Genomic DNA, 18671 nt, shown 5'->3' with positions numbered 1-18671 from the left:
AGTCGTGAGCTGATGAATATCGGAACGTCGGTTAGGCCGTGGAAGGTGCTTTCAAAATCTGTCCGGGCAGCAGGACATGCGGGCTTTCGCCGATCCGGGATTTGTTGGCCTCGTACCAGCGGGGCCAGTGCAAGGCGACATCCACATCCGAAGCCGCCGGGCCCAAGTGGCGGGAGGCGATGTCCCAGAGTGTGTCGCCCGCCAGTACCGTGACCTCACTCAATGGCGACGGTGGGCCCTGTTCCGCCCGGACGGGCTGGGCCGCCAGCAGGCCGGGGTCCGGGACCGGCCTGCTGGGACGCCAGTCTGGCCGGACCGCCGCCGCGGGAGTTTCGGTGGTCTGTCCTCCCGTGTCTGCAGAGTGTTTGCCCTCCGGTTCCGGGAGCTGCCGGTGGCCGCTTGTGGGAGACCACTGGGCCTGGATGGCTGCGCCGTGGACCGGTACGTCCTGGACCGCCACTTCCTGCGTGGGTACCCAGGCGGGTCCGGCCGGTGGGACGGCTGCGTGAGCCAGCGGTGCCGACAGTAGTTGCACCGACAGCGCGGCCACAGCGAGCCGGCGCATAAATGCCGGGCAGCACTTGCCGGCACTGTCGGCGGCCCGCCGCCTGCCGCACCTGTCCAGGACGGCAGCTGCTGACGCCAAAACCATCGAGAAGATCCACCACGCCACGATGGCCAGCCCTGCGGCGACAGCAACGGCACCGAGTAGGTCATCGAGGTCCGGGCCCTGCCGGCGTGCTGTAGACAGTTGCCATCGGCCCACCATGCCCCGGCCGGCAACGCAGAGGAAGAATCCCAACAGGAGGATGGACGCCGCCATGACGGCGTCTGCGCGGAGCCCCCGTGCTGTACCTGCCGTCATGTTGTTTCCCATCTTATGTTTGATGCAGTTTGATGCAGTTTGATGTATCTAGCATCAGTTTGACGTAACTCTGGTGGATTTGTCCAGAGACTGGAGTGAAGTCGTTGGTGAATTGACCGCGAACAAACCCGCACCCTACGCTTGGCCCCATGCGTTGGGATGCTCTGTTCAGTGATATAGAGGCACAGTTCGCCGAGGGCGAGCGGCTGGCCATCGATGCCGAGATCTCTGAGCGGGCAAGAGCGGAAACGGCCTCCGTCGCTCTGGCTGACCGCTTGCGGGGTTCCCTGAACAGCCACGTGGCCGTGTACCTGGCGTGTGGGCGCGCCTTCGAAGGAACCCTGAGCCATGCCGGCGCCGATGCGCTGGTCCTGAACGAGTTGCGTCACCAGGTCCTGGTCCCTTACGGCGCAGTGGCACGGTATGCGGGCCTTGGCCGCGGCTCCTTGGCCGAGACTTCGCAGGTGCGGCGCCGGATCGGATTGGCGCATGCGCTGCGGGGCCTGGCGCGGGACCGGGCCGAACTTGCAGTCACTCTGCGCCACGCGCCGGAAAGGGATACCGGGCTGGCCGGAGTCATCGACCGGGTGGGCAGTGACTTTTTGGACCTGGCGCTGGTCAGCCCCGGGGAGTCCCGGCGTGCATCACAGGTTCGGCAGGTAGCCACGATACCGTTTGCGGCGTTGGGTGCCCTGCGGTCACGGAGTGCAGGGGAACTGTAGCCGCGGGCCGGATCAGCCTTGCTTGGCTTTGGCTTCCTGGATCATGCGGCTGGCCTCGGCGTAACGCTCTTCGATGTATTGCTCCAGCATCTTTTCCTCGACGCGCCACTGCCCGCGCCCACCCACCTGGATGGCCTTCAGTTCTCCGCTGCGGACCAAGGCATAGGCCGCCGGCGAGTTGATTTGCAGCTGTTCAGCAACATCGGCGAGAGTCAGGAATCTGGGCATAGCTCCATTTTGCCATTGAAGGCGTCATCTGGTGCGGTTATCCACAGTTTGATGTTGTTTGGTCTTTTGACTTTTGTTCCGGGGCCCATGCCGTAACAATGAGGTGTCCGGACGCAGCCAGCCGCCTGGACCGGAGCTAGGGGGAGAAGAGCATGAGCCACGATGCTGTTACTGCAGGTGCCAGGCTGAAACCGCCGTCGTGGAAGGATCCCCGGCTGCTGGTTGGCGTGCTGCTGGTCCTGGCATCGGTGGTAGGAGTGATCTCGCTGGTTGGCAGCGCTGATCAGACCACCGAGGTTTACGCCGCCCGGGACTCCATTGCGGTGGGTGAGAAGCTGACCGCGGACAATGTGGTCCGCGCCAAGGTCCGCCTGGGTGAGACCGAACAGCATTACGTCACCGTTGAAGCAGGGCTCCCCGACGGGTTGGTCGCAGTTCAAAGAATCGGCAAGAACCAATTGGTGCCCAAGGAAAGTCTGGCCACTGTGGATTCGTTGGACCGCAAGCCCGTGGCCGTGACCATTGAGGAAGCACTGCCGCCGCAGGCGGTTGCCGGGACCCGGGTGGACGTCTGGGTTGCCTTGCCGGATGCCCGCAACGGCTTCAGTGAGCCGAAGCTCCTGCTGCCCGGCGCGGAAATTGCACAGGTGACCGCCGGCTCCACGGCCTTGGGGTCCTCCCGCAATACGGTGCTGCTGGTGCTGGTTGCCGACGGCCAGATGCCGGCCATCCTCGGCGCGCAGGCGAACCAGGCCAAGATTTCAGTGGTGTGGAACCCGGGCGGGGCCTCATGAGTATCCCCGTGGTCACCGTGGGCCAGGCCCGCGAGGACGTGGTGGGCGGGTTGGAGCGGCTCCACGGTCCCGTCACGGTGGTCCGTCGCTGCACCGAACTGACGGAACTGCTGGCGGCCTGCCAGAGCGGCCTGGCACGGGCCGCAGTTGTGGCCGATGGCTGCGAGGGCCTGACTGCTTCGCTTGTTGACCGGCTCGGCGCCGTGGGCGTGGCGATCATCGCCCTCACGGATGACGCCGACGAGGCTGCCAGGCTGCGCGGGATCGGTGTGGCCTCCGCACTGACCGGCGTAGAGTCCGCCGCCCTGGCCGGCAGGATTGCCGAGGCCGTTGCCCAGCTGACAGGCACCGCCAGGGATGCAACGTTCGGGAGCGGGCTGGGGGACACCAGCGCTGCGTTGCGTCAGCGTCCCGCAGACCAGGCGGACGTGCCGCCGGCCTCCGGGGAAGGCAAGATCATTGCCGTGTGGGGTCCCGCCGGTTCGCCCGGCCGGACCTTCGTCGCAGCCAACATCGCGGGGGAACTGGCTGCGGATGGGAAGTCCGTCCTCCTTGTCGACGCCGACAGTTACGGGGCCAGCATCGCCGCAGTCCTGGGCCTGCTGGATGAATCTGCGGGGATCGCGCAGGCCTGCCGGCTTGCCGACCAGGGACTGCTCGACGCCGATGCGCTGCTGAAAGTGGCCACACCGGTCACCACCAAGCTTGGAACTTTCCGGGTCCTGACCGGGATCACCCGGGCGGACAGGTGGACCGAACTACGGGCAGCAGCACTGTCGCTGGTGCTGGACCGCGCCAAGGAGGTTGCCGACGTCGTGGTTGTGGACACCGGCTTCTGCCTGGAGGCGGACGAGGAACTCAGCTTCGACACGATGGCTCCGCGCCGGAATGCCGCGACCCTGCGGACCTTGGAACTGGCGGACACAGTCTATGCCGTGGGGGCCGCCGATCCGGTGGGGGTTCCCCGGCTGGTCCGCGGACTCGCGGAGCTCGAGCTGGCAGTCCCGCAGGTGTCGCCTGTTGTGGTGATGAACAAGGTCCGGGCGGCGGCGGTGGGGAGGTCCCCGGAACGCCAGCTGAAGGATGCGTGGGAACGGTATGGTCCGTCGTCGCAGATCGCGGTCTTCCTTCCGGCGGACAGCCCCGCAGCTGATGCGGCGCTGCTAGGCGGCTCTCTGCTGCTCGAAACGGCGCCGGATTCCAAGCTCAGGCACGCGATCGCTGAATTGGTTTGTGCACCTGTCCAGCGATCTTCACGATCCTCTGTATTTTCTTCCACACCGAGGCGTCGCCGAAAGGGCTAGGCTCGCCGTAGGAGCTGCGACGGTGCAGCATCAAACTTGTGATGGAGGCGTTTGTTGATGTCGTCTGGATCCAGCGTGGAGGATCAAGCCTTGGCCATTGGTGACCGGGAGGGATTCCTCGCGGACTACTACCAGCATCTGGCCGAAGAGGATGCCCGGACTTATTCCCCCGAGGCGCTGGCCAGCCGGGCGGAAACCCACCGCGGTGTCGCCGCGAACCGGCAGCCGGGCCAGGCGAAGGTTTCCATCGTCAACGAGGCGGACAGCAGCGTCGTCTATATCGTGACGGACGATATGCCTTTCCTCGTTGACTCGGTTAACGCGGAGCTTGTGCGCCAGAACGCCGCCATCGGGCTTGTGCTTCATCCATTGTTCGTGGTGACCCGGAACCGGGAAACGGGACAGCTGGTCAAAGTCGACCGCGTTCCGTCCCACATCGGACTCTCCAGCGGTGATACGGCGGCAATGCCGATGCTCTCGCACCTCATCGCGCAGGGCGAAAACGCCTCCCACATGGAGTCGTGGATCGCCGTGGAAATCAACCGCGTGTCCGACGAGGCAAAGGCGTCGTTGCTGGACGGGCTGGACCGCATCCTGGGAGACGTGCGTGCCGCCGTCGAAGACTGGCCCAAGATGCGCAACAAGGCCCAACAGATTGCCGCGAGCCTCGACCAGGTGTCCCACCCGGCCCAGATTGCCGAACTGCGGCAGGCGCAGGATCTTCTGCGCTGGCTCGACGACGGCAACTTCACCTTCCTTGGATACCGTGAGTACGACCTGGTCACCGTCGACGGTGAAGATGTACTGGAACTGCGTGAAGACAGCGGTCTCGGACTGCTCCGGGCGAAGCCGGGCGCGCCGCATATGCAGCATCTCACCGACGCCGGCCGAAAAAAGGCCCGCGAAAAGCGGGCGCTGGTGATCACGAAGGCAAACTCACGGTCCACCGTCCACCGCCCCGCGTACCTTGACTATATTGGCGTGAAGAGCTTCGACGCGGCCGGCAACGTCAACGGCGAGCGCCGCTTTATCGGCCTGTTCGCAACCAGTGCCTACGCCGGATCCGTCCGGAACATCCCCGTCGTGCGCGAAAAAGTGGACGCCGTGCTGGGCAATGCCGGCTTCCCGCCGGACTCACACTCCGGCAAGGACCTTTTGGGGATCCTGGAGACGTACCCCCGCGACGAGCTGTTCCAGATCGAGACCGAGGACCTGGCGGCCACCGCCACCGGCATCCAGAGATTGCAGGAGCGGCGGCGGACCCGGCTGTTCCTCCGGCCGGACATCTACGGCCGTTTTATGTCTGCGGTGGTCTACCTTCCGCGCGACCGGTACACCACCAATGTCCGGCTCCGGATCGAGGAAGAACTACGGACCACGTTCAAGGCTGAGTCCATCGACTACGAGGCGCGGATGACCGAATCGGCCCTCGCCCGCCTGTTCTTCCGGATCCGCCTGCCCAAGGGCAGCGAGCTCAGCCATTTCAACGCCGACGAGCTAGAAGCGCGGCTGGTCCGGGCGGCCCGCTCGTGGAGTGAGGGCATCGCCGAAGTCCTCCGCGAACGTGGCGCCGATGAGCACGCGAAGGAGCTCGCCGCGATCTGGTCGGAGGCTTTTCCGGCCGGCTACCGGGTGGATTACGAGGTCGAAGACGCGCTGGAGGACATCGCCCGGTTCGAGAAATACGGGGCCGAAGCCGAACGCACGGCCGGTGCCAGGCAGGAACGGCCGGGCGTCCATGTGTACCTGCCCAAGGGCGCCGGTGAAGTCCTGGAGGAGGATGCCCGCGTCAAGCTGTACATGCTGGAGCCCAAGAGCCTGAGCCAGATCCTGCCGTTCTTCCACAATCTGGGACTCGAGGTGCTGGATGAGCGGCCCTTTGAGATCGAGACGGCTGACCAGCGGGACTTCTTCCTCTATGACCTCGGGCTTAAATACCCTGCCGGCATTGATCCGCTGGCCACGGGACAGTTGCTGGCTGACTCGTTCGGTGCCGCCGTATCCGGCGCCGTTGAGTCGGACAGTTTTGACCGGCTGGTGCTGCGTGAGGGGATGCAGTGGCGCCAGATCACGGTCCTACGGGCCTATGCCCGGTACATGCGGCAGATGGGGAACACCAACTCGGTGGGCTTCATGGCGGACACGCTGCTCGCCAATCCCGATGTCACCAAGGCCCTGACGGCTCTTTTCGCGGCCCGGTTCGATCCCGCCCTGAGCGGGACTGAGCGCCTTGCGGCGCAGGAGAAAGTCCGCGGCGAGCTGTCAGCTGCCATTGAAGAGGTGGCAACGCTCGACGCCGACCGTGTGCTGCGGACTTTGGCGAACCTGATCGAGGCGACCCTCCGCACCAACTACTACCAGTACAAAACGCACCTCAGCTTCAAGCTCGATCCTGCCCGGATTGAGGGCCTGCCTTTCCCGCGGCCGATGTTCGAAATCTGGGTCTATTCCCCGCGGGTTGAGGGTGTCCACCTGCGCTTCGGCAAGGTGGCCCGCGGTGGCCTGCGCTGGTCTGACCGGCGCGAGGATTTCCGGACGGAGATCCTTGGCCTGGTGAAGGCTCAGACCGTCAAGAATGCGGTCATCGTTCCCACCGGGGCCAAGGGCGGCTTCTTCGCCAAGCGGCTGCCCGATCCTGCCGCGGACCGTGCCGCCTGGATGGCGGAGGGTGTTGAAAGCTACAAGACGTTCATCCGGGGCCTGCTGGACCTCACTGACAACCTCGTCACCGGAGCCGAGGGCGAAACTGTAGTGCCGCCGTCGGACGTTGTCAGGCACGACGACGACGATTCCTACCTTGTGGTGGCGGCGGACAAGGGGACGGCCACTTTCTCGGATATTGCCAACGGGCTGGCCGCAGAATACGGGTTCTGGCTCGGTGACGCGTTCGCCTCCGGGGGTTCGGTGGGTTACGACCACAAGGCCATGGGCATCACGGCCCGTGGCGCCTGGGAGTCGGTCAAACGTCACTTCAGCGAGCTCGACGTGGACACCCAGACCCAGCCGTTCAGCGTGGTGGGCGTGGGCGACATGTCAGGAGATGTGTTTGGCAACGGCATGCTCCTGTCTCGGCATATCCGGCTGCTGGCAGCGTTCGACCACCGGCACATCTTCCTTGACCCCGCACCGGAAACGGAATCGTCGTTCGTGGAACGCCGGAGGCTGTTCGAACTGCCGCGGTCCTCGTGGGACGACTACGACAAGTCCCTCATCAGCGAAGGCGGCGGCGTGTACGCCCGCCAGGCCAAGTCCATTCCGGTCTCGCCGCAGGTCCGGGCGGCCCTGGGCCTGCCCGAGGCGACCACCGAGCTCAGCCCGCCGGAGCTTCTCCGCGCCATCCTGCTCGCCCCCGCCGACCTGCTTTACAACGGCGGGATCGGAACATACGTCAAGGCCAGCACAGAGTCCAACGCCTCCGTGGGTGACAAGGCCAACGACAGCATTCGCGTGGACGGCAAGGACCTGCGGGTCAAGGTGGTGGGCGAAGGCGGAAACCTTGGCATGACGCAGCGCGGCCGCATCGAAGCCGCCTTGCAGGGGGTCATCCTGAACACTGACGCGATCGACAACTCGGCCGGCGTCGACTGCTCCGACCACGAAGTGAACATCAAGATCTTTGTGGACCGGATGGTGGCTGCGGACAAACTGACCCCGGAGGAACGGGCAGGCTTCCTCGCCTCCATGACGGACGAGGTGGGGCGGCTGGTCCTCGAGGACAACGTGGACCAGAACATCCTGCTCCTGAACGACCGGATGCGTGTGGCCGAGTGGAGCCCCAGTTATGAGCGACTCATGGACTGGCTGGAAAAATCGGCTGACCTGAAGCGCGACCTCGAAGCGCTGCCCAGCACCGAAACCCTGCGGGAGCGCCTGAGCCAGGGCCAGGGGCTGACGTCACCGGAGCTCTCGGTACTGGCGGCCTACGCGAAAATCGAGCTGGCCTCGGCGCTGCGTGACAGCGACCTTGCCGACGATCCATGGTTCCGGAGGACGCTGCGGGCGTACTTCCCGCAGCAGCTGCGCGAACGGTTCGACGCCGAACTGGACACCCATCCGCTGCGGCGCGAGATCATTGCCACGGTGGTGGCCAACGACATGATCAACCTGGGCGGCATCACGTTCGCCTTCCGGACCATGGAGGAGACCTCGGCCACGGAAGTGGCCGTGGCCAAGGCATTTGTGGCGCTCCGCGAGATCTTCGACCTGAACGCCATGGTGGGGGAGCTGAACAGCCTGCCGGCGTCGTTCCCCACAGAGCACTGGAGCACCGTGCACCTGGACATCCGCCGTCTGCTGGACCGCGCTGTCCGGTGGCTGCTGGCGCAGGGCGGCACGTCCCGGCCCATCGCGGACACCGTGGCCGAGTTCAAGCCGCTCCTGGACCCGATGCGGGCCCGGCTCCTGGACTACCTGCGTGGTGATGACCGTGACCGCGTTGCGGACTGGCTGGAGACCGCGCGTGCCTGGGAACTCCCGGAGGGGCTTGCCCTCCGGTGGGCGGAGCTCTTCGAGAGCTTTGTCCTGCTGGACATCGCCAAGATCGTGCATGCCCGCAAGGAGCCGGTGGAGGAGATTGCGGCCGTTTACTACACAGTGTTCAACCGCTTCCACGCTGACAGGCTGCTGGAACGAATCAGCAGCCTGCCGCGCCAGGACAGGTGGCAGGCACTGGCCAGGGCCGCACTCCGGGATGACCTCTATTCCACCGTCTCGGACATGACGACGGCGGTACTCGAGTCGACGGCGTCCGGGGACTCCGCGGAGGACAGGCTGAAGGACTGGGAACGCCAGAATGCCGAGCAGCTGGGCAGGGCAAAGAGCATGTTTGACGAGGTCAACTCGCTCGAGGCCGACGACATGGCCTCACTGTCGGTAGCATTGAGGCTCTTGAGGTCAATCGTCCGACGCTAGGAATCCCGGCGTCGCAACTGGAGGTGCAGTGGCAATCTTTACGGACCCCATCAGGGAACACGCTGATTTCGGGCCGGGCGATGCCGAATGGCTGCACCTCCTGGTGGGCGACTGGCAGATGGTCGCTGACCTGGCGTTCGCCGACTTGGCGTTATGGTTCCCGCACCCGGATCACGGCTATGTGGCGTTGGCGCACGTCAGGCCGTCCACCACGCACACCGTGTTCCACGGCGACTTTGTGGGCGAGCCCATCCGGCAGGACCTGCAGCCGCTGGTGGACAAGGCCTGGAGCAGCCGCGCCATCGAGCGGTCCAGTGAGACCAACTGGAGCACGGACATGGCGTTGCGGGTGGAGGCTGTGCCGATGGTGCGCAACGGCCGGACCCTGGCTGTGGTGACCACCCACATGGACCTGTCCAGTTCCCGGATGCCGTCCCGCCTGGAGTTGACGTACCGGCAGTGCGCCTACGATCTCCTCCGAATGGGAACGCTGGGGCTGTGGCCCGACTTTGCCTCGCCCACCGGTTCGCGCCGCGGCGCGCCGCGTGTGGGGGACGGCCTGATCAGGCTCGATGCCGAAGGAATTGTGCAGTACGCAAGCCCCAACGGGGTGTCGGCTTTCCGGCGGCTGGGCGACGGCGAGTCGCTGGAAGGCCGTTCCCTGGCGGAGGTGACCGCCGGCCTGCTGAAGGACCGGCGGCTGGTTGACGAGACGCTGCCGCTGGTGGTGACGGGGCGGATGCCGTGGCGTAGTGAGATTGAATCCCGTGGTGTGAGCCTGTCGCTGCGGGCCATCCCGCTGCGGGATGAGCAGCAGCGCTTTGGTGCGCTGGTGCTGTGCCGGGATGTGTCCGAACTGCGGCGCCGGGAGATGGAACTCGTTACCAAGGATGCGACCATCCGCGAGATCCACCACAGGGTGAAAAACAACCTGCAGACCGTTGCAGCCCTGCTGCGTATGCAGTCCCGCCGGATGGTCAGCGACGAGGCCAAGCAGGGCCTGGAGCAGGCGATGCGCCGCGTGGCCACCATCGCGCTGGTCCACGAGACTCTTTCACAGGGATTGGCGCAGAGCGTTGACTTCGACGAGCTGATCGGCCGCCAGTTCAGGCTTTCCGCAGAGGTCGCCTCGCCATCGCAGCAGGTCAAGACCGAGCGGTCCGGACTGTTTGGGGAACTGCCCAGCGACTTCGCCACCCCGCTGGCACTGGTCATCAATGAACTGGTGACCAACGCCGTCGAGCACGGGCTCGAAGGGCGGACCGGCACCGTGTGGCTCATCGCGGACCGTTCCGAAGAGGAAGACGGCGAGGAACTGCTGACCGTCACCATTGCCGACGACGGTGTGGGACTGCCGGATACGCCGCACGTCGAGGGGCTGGGGCTGCAGATTGTCCGCACGCTGGTCACCAGTGAGCTGGGCGGCACCATCGCGTGGCACCCGCGCGACGGCGGCGGAACGGCTGTCCAGATCCGCCTGAGCCTGGCGGCCAGGTAGCCCGGGGACCTTGCGCGTGACTTAACCGTCTCTGACTTAACCGCCGATGGCCGCAACCCGGAAGGGTTGCGGCCATCGTTGTGTGAGGCTGTTGGTGCTAGGGCGTTAAGGACCGGGCCTAGGAGGCGCGGCGGGCGCGTGCGGCGCGGCGCTTAAGGGCGCGGCGTTCGTCTTCGCTCATGCCGCCCCAGACGCCGGCGTCCTGGCCGGACTCGAGAGCCCACTGGAGGCACGTGTCAACGACGGGGCAGCGGCGGCAGACGCTTTTGGCTTCCTCAATCTGGAGGAGGGCAGGCCCTGTGTTTCCTACGGGGAAAAACAGTTCCGGGTCCTTGTCGAGGCACGCCGCGCGGTTACGCCAATCCATGCTGATCAGTTGCTCCAATTCTGGGAAAAGCTCTTTGTGAAATAATTCACTAGTAGCTACAAAGGAAAAGGGCCCTCAGGGGCCCCCTTGGTCATCTCAGTCAAGCCTGTCATGTTAACGCTGTGTAAACAAGGGGTAATACAGCCTGAAATCCCCGGATACCTGAGCGATACATCACACGGGCATTGCCGACCCCCGCCACTGTCCGACTATCTCCGGTAAGGTGCCAGTGTGTCAAGACCCCCCACGAACCCTGCAGATCCGTCGCCATCCACGCGCCCGCGCGGCATTGTGGCAATAGCTCTTGTTGTTGCCGCCGAGGCCACCGCGCTATTGGTTGCCGCCACCTGGTACGGCTACGAACTCCTGACCGGTGCACCGGTCCTGTCTTTTTGGGGAGCCGTATTTACTCTGGGCCTGTTGCTTGCTTTCGCCGCCTGGCTCTATTCGGTGGGGCACTTCCTGTTCCGTGGGCGCCGGTGGACGAGGGCAGCGGCGCTGGTCGCCCAGCTGTTTGTCCTTACTATCGGCGTCCCGACCCTTACCGGCGGCGTTATTTGGGCGGGGATCGCCATGGTAGTGCCGGCACTTGCGGCCATAGTGCTCCTGTTCGACAAACGCGTCATCAGCTACGCATCCCGGACAGGCGATTCGCCTCCGGCGTTCTAGGCACTACCCGCACTTTAGGCGGCCAATCCGTCCTTCAGCTGATCCGGCGGTACCCAGCCCAGCTGGACGGCGGTGGCGCGGCCGTTCTGGATGAGAACGCTCCGTCCCGGTGGCGGGTTGGGTTCGGCCTCGAAGCGGACCCCTAAGAGGTCGCCGTCCATAAAGGTCCGGGGCGCGATCAGGATGCCGCAGCCCAGGTTGCGTGCCTGGAGCGCCAGTGGGACCCGCTGGGCGAGTATCGGACTGTATCCCGCAGTCATAACCACCGTGATTCCAAGCGTGTTGAGGTCGGCAAGGTCACGGGTGACGTCCTGCAGCAACAGGTCCGCATCGTCAACCAATGCCACCGAGTTCCGTTCCAGACCGCCCGTGGTGGCTTGGCGCAGGATCCCGGACCAATAGGCACCCGCGTCGGTGTCCTGCTCCGGCATAAGCCACGGTCCTGCTTGAGGGTTAACCTTTGGCAGGAGCCGAAGAAAAGACGACTTGCCAGACGAAGGGCCGCCCAGCACGGCCAGCACTCCACCCGCAGGCGCCCGGACGGATATCGGTTCAAGTTCGTCGCCGCCCACGCCGATGCGGAGGACGCCCTGCCCCAGTGGGATCCTGCCTTTCAGTTCAGCCGGGATCTGCGGGGCCGCCCGGTTCAGGATCTGGGCCGCGGGAACCACGGCCGGCAGGGACTCCACCCGGAATGGTCGGCGCCGCAGGGAGGGCTCCGGTGCTTGGGCTACCCGCGGATCTGCGGCCTCAGCGCCGGCAGCCGTGTAGAACTGGCAGACTGTAGTGCTTCCACCCGACAGTGCGCCCACAGCGACGCCCCTTCCCACCGCGGGCGCTGTCGGAGGCAGTTTAGGCCAGGCAATCCGGCTGTCGTCGCTGGATCCGGTCGGGAAGTACACCCGGTTGGGTACGGCTGCGAAGAACCTGGAAGTGACCAGTTCCCGCTGTCCCGAGATGATCACCGTGATACCGGCCCGGTTTCCATCCCGGACAAGGTCATGGAGAACGTCCTCGGCCCACGCCAACGGCCCGGCACGTAAGGCCGAGAGCCAGGATCCCCAGCCAGCGATCACGAGCACGAGCGGTATGTCGTCGTCAGCGGCGGGACGTCCCAGCCGGAGTGACTGCTCCCGTGCCAGACGCTCCAGGATGCGTACGGCACGGCGAAGCTCGTGCAGTCCTGCCGTGGCGCCCACCCGGCAGTGGGAAGCCAACCCCACGAACGAACTGTCCGGGTCCAGCACATACAAGTGGGATTCCCGGGCGTGGGATGCCAAGCCGAGGACTGCCAGCCGGATGGCCTCAGGCACTCCTGATTCCGGTCCGCCAACAAGGGCAAGGTGTCCGTGGCCGGCAGGTTCCCAGATCAAGGGTGCGGTTCGCTGTTCGGCGGGCAGGTCCATCCGGCCGAGCGTTACGGACCAGCTGGTGGCACCGGCGTCGGCCTTGCTCCTGTCATTGGCGCCATCGTCGTCAGCGTCACCTTCAACGCTCCCGGGGGTAGTCGAGCCTGCAGGTTCGGGGAGGAGACAGGGGAGCGGTGCAGCAATCGGCTTCCGGATGGCCGGACGGTTCATGGTCTCCCACAACGCTGACATGGAAGCTATCAACGGGGCGGTTGCCTCGGCAGGCGTCGGTTCATGGCCGGCGGATCCGGAACCCCCCAGCAGTGCAGGGGCATTGATGTACTCGGAGGCCAACCATACCGAGATGCCGGCGGGTTCGGATCGGATGGCTCCGGCTGTCAGGGATCCGGCCTGGAACTCCAGCGGGGCCTCCGTTCCGCGGGCCAGGTAAGCCCGGCCCGGAGTATCGACGCTGATCCCGGCCGCGGCTTTCGAATTGATGATGTCCACGGATTCCATCTCCGACTGGACGCGCAACGCGATGCTGGTGGTGACGTTGGCGCGGATGTCTGCCGTCAGCGCGCCCTGGGGCCGTTGTGTGGCCATGATCAGGTGGATGCCCAGGGAACGGCCGATGGCGGCGATCCTCATCAATTCCCGGAGCGATTCGGGGGCATCCTCCACCAGCATCCGGAATTCATCTATGACAATTACGAGATGGGGGAGCGGCGACGCGCGGCCCGCCGACGTTGCCCGGAATGACGTCAAGTCCGGTGCCTGAACTGCCGCAAGGCTCTGTTCCCGGAATTTGATTTCGGCGCGGAGGGACTGCAGGGCGCGTTCGAGCTCATGGCTGCTCAGGTCGGTGAGCATACCCACACAGTGCGGGAGCCCGGTCAGGGGTCCGAGTCCGGAGCCGCCCTTGAAATCCACAAAGAGGAAGTTGATGCGGTCCGGCGCGTAGCTGAGGGCGAGAGCAACCGTGATGCTGCGCAGGAGTTCGGATTTTCCTGAGCCAGTGGTCCCGGCGACCAGCAGGTGGGGTCCGTCGTTTTGGAGATCGAGTGTCCGGACACCGTCGAGACCGCGCCCGATGGGAACGGCAAGCCCGGGCAAGCTGTTGCTTGCTGACCACCGCCTGGATGTTTCGGGCGTGGACTGGGGGAGCAGCTCTGCGAGCCGGCAGGACGTGGGGATGGACCGTCCCGCACCGACGGGCTGGTTTGCCTCCCGCGCCAGTCGACGGCAAAACCTGTTGAAGACGTCAACGGGCGCCAGATCAGGAGCGAATCGGATGCTGTCATCACCGTCATTAAACACAGACAAGCGTTCACCGAGTTCCACGTCAGCATTCCTCAGCGCTGACCCGTCTTCGGGGGCATGGATGACCTGCCAACCGTATTCCAATGCCGTGGCGGTGATCTTGGCCGAGAGCTCCGTGCCGTCCATAAGAAGGAGCAGTCCGTGTCCATGGGCAGGCCCGAAGCCTCGCTTAAGCAGGGTCCCGAGAGTACTTGAGTTACTGGAAACGGTGACGCCGTCCAGATACCGTGCGGCCAGGGGGAGCTGCTCCGCCTTGCCATGGATGACCACCCGGGTATTCCGGCCCAGCGGATAACCCGCAAGCTGCATCAGGAGTGAGCGCACCAGCCCGTCGACGGCGGCGCGTGGCCCGCGGATGCTGGTGAGGGGTCTGGCCGGACTCAACGTTAGTGGCAGCATGCCGGCCGAAGGAATTGCGCGGCCCGGATCCGTGGGCTCGAACCGGAGGTTGGTCGGCTGGATGGCCTGGCCCAGCCGCAGCCAGATGGCCTCCTTGGAAACCGACCCGGCACGGTCCGTCCCTGTTGTACTCCCGATGGTCAGGTCCGAGAGCGGCGGCGCGGCCCGCCGTCGTCGTTCCTGGTCCTGTGTGACTGCGCCCCTGACCGCGGCAGCGAGTTCGCGGCGTTGCCGCCGCCCGCCGATCACCGGCACCAGGATGGAGATCGCCGAGACGGCGGTAAAAGCCAGGAACATCCACATCCCGGTTACGACGGCAAGCCCCACGCCGATGACCACCGGCAGCACAGCCGTCAGGAGCAGGGCCGCGCGGTTCGTGGGATCGTCGCGCCGGCTGATAACCAACGGCTCGTGGACATCCATCCCGGCGTCGGCCAGGCCGTCACCGGAACGCTCGAGGAACACCAACGACATGGTGGAGAACCCGCAACCAATGCTGGCGCCGGTCGAAATCACGGCGTTGCGCACGCGCTCGCCGTCCACGTCGGTGCCGTTGGCGCTGTCCAGATCAACAATCGTGATGGCTGTCTCGGTGACCACCAGGCGTGCGTGGGCGCGCGAAAGGTCGGCGTCTGGGATGAGAATATCGGCATTGCTGCGGCCTATGGTGTAGGTGCCCCGCCGCAGCGGCACAACGGTCCCCGCGCCGGCACCGCTGTGGACCGCCAACGCCAGTGACGCCGGAGCCTCAGAGGTGCGCTGCCGCGACCTGCGCGCTGTGAGGTCCGCCCCGTCGACGAGCGTGGCTCCGTTGACCAGCGGAGGCTGTCCGAGCCTGAGGTCAGCGACGTGCTCGCCGGCGATAGACACCATCCCGGTCCCGAATCTTGCCGTCAGCGCGGCCTGCAGTTCCGCACCGGCAGCCCCGTGTGGACCCTCAATGGTCAGCTCCACGGGTGGTTCCTGGAGAGCTGCGCCCGGGCTCCGAACGAGCGTGCAGTGCAGCGGCATGATGTGAAGTCCTAACGGTCAGCTTGTCTCTAAGCTAGCCATCACGCGGGACGGTGTCGTGGGGCGAGGTGCCGTATGTGGACAAGGGCGGGAGCGCCGGATTAGTAGGTCACGATGGGGTCTCGGGTAGGCTGGTGCAGCAGACAATGCGCAACATTGCGCTGCCCGCATTCGAACCAGGAGATTTTGTGACCGCTGACCTCGTCATCGTAGGGTCTGGCTTTTTCGGCCTGACAATCGCAGAACAGGCCGCCACTGAGCTCGGCTTGAAGGTGGTCGTCATCGACCGCCGCCACCACATCGGTGGAAACGCGTACAGCGAAAAGGAAGAGCAGACCGGGATCGAGGTGCACCGTTACGGCGCCCACCTGTTCCACACTTCGAACGAACGCGTGTGGGAGTACGTGAACCGGTTTACCACTTTCACGAACTACGTCCACAAGGTCTACGGCGTTCACAAGGGCGAGGTCTACTCACTGCCTATCAACCTGGCCACCATCAACCAGTTCTTCCGCGCAAACCTGACGCCTGGCCAGGCGCAGGCGCTGATCCAGGAACAGGCCGGCGAGCTCGCTGGGACGGATCCGCAGAACCTGAACGACAAGGGCATCCAGCTCATCGGACGGCCGCTCTATGAGGCGTTCATCAAGCACTACACCGGCAAACAGTGGCAGACCGATCCCAAGGACCTGCCCGCCGGCATCATCTCCCGGCTCCCGGTGCGCTACAACTACGACAACCGGTACTTCAACGACAAGTACGAGGGCCTGCCGACGAACGGCTACACGGCCTGGATCGAAAAGATGGCGGAACACCCGAACATCGAAGTTCGGCTCAACACCGACTTCTTCGACGAGTCGCACGAATACAGCAAGGACAAGGTCGTCGGCAACATCCCCGTGATCTACACGGGTCCGGTGGACCGTTACTTCGACTTCGCAGAGGGCGACCTTTCGTGGCGCACCATCGACTTCGAAAAGGAAGTACTCGACGTCGGAGATTTCCAGGGAACGTCGGTGGTCAACTACAACGACGCCGAGGTGGCGTACACGCGCATTATTGAGCCGCGCCACTTCCACCCCGAGCGCGAGTACCAGACGGAAAAGACCGTCATCATGCGCGAATTCTCCCGCGCCGCAGAAAAGGGCGACGAGCCCTACTACCCGATCAATACGCCCACAGACCGGGAACGCCTGCTGAAGTATCGCGACCTTGCCGCAGCCGAGAAGGACGTTCTCTTTGGCGGACGGCTTGGCACGTACAAATACCTCGATATGCACATGGCCATAGGCTCAGCCTTGACCATGTTCGACAACCAGATTCGGCCTCATTTCGAAGGCGGAGCGAAGCTTGAAAGCGGAGGCGTAGACGCATGAGTGTCTCAACTGAAAGCACGAACGGCACCGAAAGCTCACAGGCGAACGAAGAACGCTGGGATACGCTCCAGCGCGTTATCCTGCCCAGTTCAAGCCAAATGGACACTGTGCCGCTGTACATGGACATGGGCACGGCCACCGGTATCCAGCTGCCCACTGTCGGCGACCGCGACGGAAAGGCCAAGAAGCCGCAAGCCTTCAGCAGCCCGACGAAGGAAGCTCACGTTGAGGACTTTCTATCACGGTTCTCGACGTCCGTCCGGTCCGGGGAGCGCGTCTCTTTCGGTAGCTACTTCAACGCTTTTCCTGCCAGCTATTGGCGCCGGTGGACCAGCGTTGAGAAGGTCCGACTGCATGTGCGCACGCAAGGGACCGGATCCGTCATCGTCTATAAGTCGAACGCGCGTGGTTCGCTGCAGCGCGTGGACACCCGCAGGGTGGAGGGCTTTTCGGAGAATTTCTTCGAACTGTCCCTAGCACCGTTCGGCGACGGCGGGTGGTACTGGTTCGATCTCGTGGCCGGCTCGGAACCGCTCGTCATGCTGGACGCGGAATGGCAGGGCCCGGCGGCCGAAAGCCAGCCTGGATCGGTGACGCTGCAGATCACGACGCTTAACAAGACGGACTTCTGCCTCAACAACTTGCGGCTTCTCGCTGAGAGCGGCGAGGCGCTGGAACACGTCCAGGAAATCCTGATCGTCGACCAGGGATCCCAGAAGGTTGCGGATGCGGCAGGCTTTTCGGAGGTCAGGGATTCCCTGCAGGGGAAACTGCGGATTATCAACCAGTCCAACCTCGGAGGCTCCGGAGGTTTTGCCCGGGGGATGTTCGAAGCTGTAGAGAATGGCAGCGACTACGTACTGCTGATGGATGATGACGTCGTCGTCGAGCCTGAAAGCATCATTAGGCTGCTGACGTTCGCGGACCGCTGCAAGACTCCTACGATTGTCGGCGGACACATGTTCGACCTGTACAACCGGACAGTCCTTCATACGTTCGGCGAAGTCGTGAACCCATACCGGTTCCAGCCGTCGCTGCCCAACGAAGAGATGATTCTTGGACACGATTTCATGTCCTCGAACCTCCGCCAGACGTCCTGGCTGCACCGCCGCTGCGATGTGGATTACAACGGCTGGTGGATGTGCTTGATCCCGACGAAGGTGATTCGCGAAATCGGGCTCTCCCTTCCGCTATTCATCAAGTGGGACGATTCAGAATACGGACTTCGAGCGAAGGCTCATGGCGTCCCCACGGTCTCTCTGCCCGGTTCAGCCGTCTGGCATGTATCTTGGATCGACAAAGACGATCTGGTTGGTTGGCAGGCTTACTTCCACGCCCGTAACCGGGTGGTTGCAGCGCTGCTGCACAGCCCCTATGAACATGGTGGACGCGTCGTCCGGGAATCCCAGTACATCGATGTCAAGCACCTGGTGTCGATGCAGTACGCCACCGCGCACGGCCGTGGATGGGCCCTTGAGGACATCCTGAAGGGTCCGGATGCGCTGCGGGACCTGCTCCCGTCCAAGCTGCCCCAGATCCGGGAAATGATGTCAGGGTACTCTGATTCCGTGTTCCGCCCCGACCCGGACGAGTTCCCCGCCCCGAAAATGGACAAGCCTCCACGCAGGGGACACGGGATCTCACAGCCGTCCAAGTTCTCGCTCCTGCCATGGGCAGCCAGGACCGTGATCCGGCAGCTTGCGTCCCCAGTCAGCGGATCGAACGCCGAGCGGCCGCAGGCGACTGTTGCCCACCAGGACAACCGCTGGTGGCGGATGGCCCAGTACGACAGCGCAGTGGTGTCCAACGCCGAGGGTACCGGCGCCTCCTGGTACCGGCGGGATCCGAAGCAGCT

The 18671-nt window shown here is 64.6% G+C and carries 12 protein-coding genes; 8 read left to right on the top strand and 4 right to left on the bottom strand.

Features of this window, described 5'->3' with window-relative positions; all coding sequences use genetic code 11:
- Positions 1-31: 31 nt before the first annotated feature.
- On the bottom strand, positions 32-865 hold the full coding sequence (locus V6M49_RS06400; protein WP_332760587.1) for a LysM peptidoglycan-binding domain-containing protein: 834 nt from the start codon (positions 863-865) through the stop codon (positions 32-34).
- A 149-nt stretch (positions 866-1014) separates the two neighbouring features.
- On the opposite strand from V6M49_RS06400, the gene V6M49_RS06395 reads away from it, so the two are divergent.
- Positions 1015-1587 (top strand): hypothetical protein, encoded by a 573-nt coding sequence (locus V6M49_RS06395; RefSeq protein WP_332760586.1) that lies wholly within the window; start codon positions 1015-1017, stop codon positions 1585-1587.
- A gap of 12 nt (positions 1588-1599) precedes the next feature.
- On the opposite strand, the gene V6M49_RS06390 is transcribed toward V6M49_RS06395, so the two are convergent.
- Positions 1600-1815, bottom strand: a complete 216-nt coding sequence (locus tag V6M49_RS06390; RefSeq protein ID WP_104062208.1) for a helix-turn-helix domain-containing protein — start codon at positions 1813-1815, stop codon at positions 1600-1602.
- Between the two features lie 152 nt (positions 1816-1967).
- On the opposite strand from V6M49_RS06390, the gene V6M49_RS06385 reads away from it, so the two are divergent.
- The 4 genes from V6M49_RS06385 to V6M49_RS06370 are packed head-to-tail and all read left to right on the top strand — an operon-like array spanning position 1968 to position 10322.
- Entirely contained in the window at positions 1968-2609 is a 642-nt protein-coding gene (locus tag V6M49_RS06385; RefSeq protein ID WP_332760585.1) for a hypothetical protein, read from the top strand.
- Positions 2606-3913 carry an AAA family ATPase gene (locus tag V6M49_RS06380; protein WP_332760584.1) on the top strand — a complete coding sequence of 436 codons (1308 nt, stop codon included), beginning with the start codon at positions 2606-2608 and terminating at the stop codon, positions 3911-3913. The genes V6M49_RS06385 and V6M49_RS06380 overlap by 4 nt, the downstream gene beginning before the upstream one ends.
- A gap of 57 nt (positions 3914-3970) precedes the next feature.
- Positions 3971-8824, top strand: coding sequence for an NAD-glutamate dehydrogenase (locus V6M49_RS06375; RefSeq protein WP_332760583.1), 4854 nt, complete (start codon positions 3971-3973; stop codon positions 8822-8824).
- Positions 8825-8852: 28 nt separating this feature from the next.
- Complete coding sequence (locus tag V6M49_RS06370; RefSeq protein WP_056343739.1) at positions 8853-10322, top strand: sensor histidine kinase; 1470 nt, start codon at positions 8853-8855, stop codon at positions 10320-10322.
- Positions 10323-10440: 118 nt separating this feature from the next.
- On the opposite strand, the gene V6M49_RS06365 is transcribed toward V6M49_RS06370, so the two are convergent.
- On the bottom strand, positions 10441-10689 hold the full coding sequence (locus tag V6M49_RS06365) for a WhiB family transcriptional regulator (RefSeq protein WP_003804966.1): 249 nt from the start codon (positions 10687-10689) through the stop codon (positions 10441-10443).
- A gap of 231 nt (positions 10690-10920) precedes the next feature.
- Here V6M49_RS06365 and V6M49_RS06360 point away from each other — a divergent pair, with 231 nt between their 5' ends.
- The gene (locus V6M49_RS06360; protein ID WP_371706692.1) at positions 10921-11358 is read left to right on the top strand and encodes a hypothetical protein; all 438 of its coding nucleotides are present in this window, start codon (positions 10921-10923) and stop codon (positions 11356-11358) included.
- 14 nt (positions 11359-11372) lie between these two features.
- Here the strand turns inward: V6M49_RS06360 and V6M49_RS06355 are convergent, their stop codons facing one another.
- Positions 11373-15383, bottom strand: coding sequence for an FtsK/SpoIIIE domain-containing protein (locus V6M49_RS06355; RefSeq protein ID WP_332760582.1), 4011 nt, complete (start codon positions 15381-15383; stop codon positions 11373-11375).
- 245 nt (positions 15384-15628) lie between these two features.
- On the opposite strand from V6M49_RS06355, the gene glf reads away from it, so the two are divergent.
- Together glf and V6M49_RS06345 are read left to right on the top strand one after the other, a co-directional pair.
- Positions 15629-16816 carry a UDP-galactopyranose mutase gene (gene glf / locus V6M49_RS06350; protein ID WP_104062236.1) on the top strand — a complete coding sequence of 396 codons (1188 nt, stop codon included), beginning with the start codon at positions 15629-15631 and terminating at the stop codon, positions 16814-16816.
- A partial coding sequence (locus V6M49_RS06345) for a glycosyltransferase (RefSeq protein WP_332760581.1) occupies positions 16813-18671 on the top strand: 1859 nt, incomplete at its 3' end. The genes glf and V6M49_RS06345, both read left to right, overlap by 4 nt.

The sequence above is a fragment of the Pseudarthrobacter sp. genome, from assembly GCF_036675385.1.
Taxonomy (GTDB): domain Bacteria; phylum Actinomycetota; class Actinomycetes; order Actinomycetales; family Micrococcaceae; genus Arthrobacter.
The sequence above is the reverse complement of the archived record's forward strand: the minus strand, read 5'-3'. Positions and strand labels throughout refer to the sequence as shown.

Bases quoted from the DNA above. Each gene is read 5' to 3' on its own strand.
- V6M49_RS06400 (WP_332760587.1), bottom strand. From the start codon at position 865: ATGACGGCAGGTACAGCACGGGGGCTCCGCGCAGACGCCGTCATGGCG.
- V6M49_RS06395 (WP_332760586.1), top strand. From the start codon at position 1,015: ATGCGTTGGGATGCTCTGTTCAGTGATATAGAGGCACAGTTCGCCGAG.
- V6M49_RS06390 (WP_104062208.1), bottom strand. From the start codon at position 1,815: ATGCCCAGATTCCTGACTCTCGCCGATGTTGCTGAACAGCTGCAAATC.
- V6M49_RS06385 (WP_332760585.1), top strand. From the start codon at position 1,968: ATGAGCCACGATGCTGTTACTGCAGGTGCCAGGCTGAAACCGCCGTCG.
- V6M49_RS06380 (WP_332760584.1), top strand. From the start codon at position 2,606: ATGAGTATCCCCGTGGTCACCGTGGGCCAGGCCCGCGAGGACGTGGTG.
- V6M49_RS06375 (WP_332760583.1), top strand. From the start codon at position 3,971: ATGTCGTCTGGATCCAGCGTGGAGGATCAAGCCTTGGCCATTGGTGAC.
- V6M49_RS06365 (WP_003804966.1), bottom strand. From the start codon at position 10,689: ATGGATTGGCGTAACCGCGCGGCGTGCCTCGACAAGGACCCGGAACTG.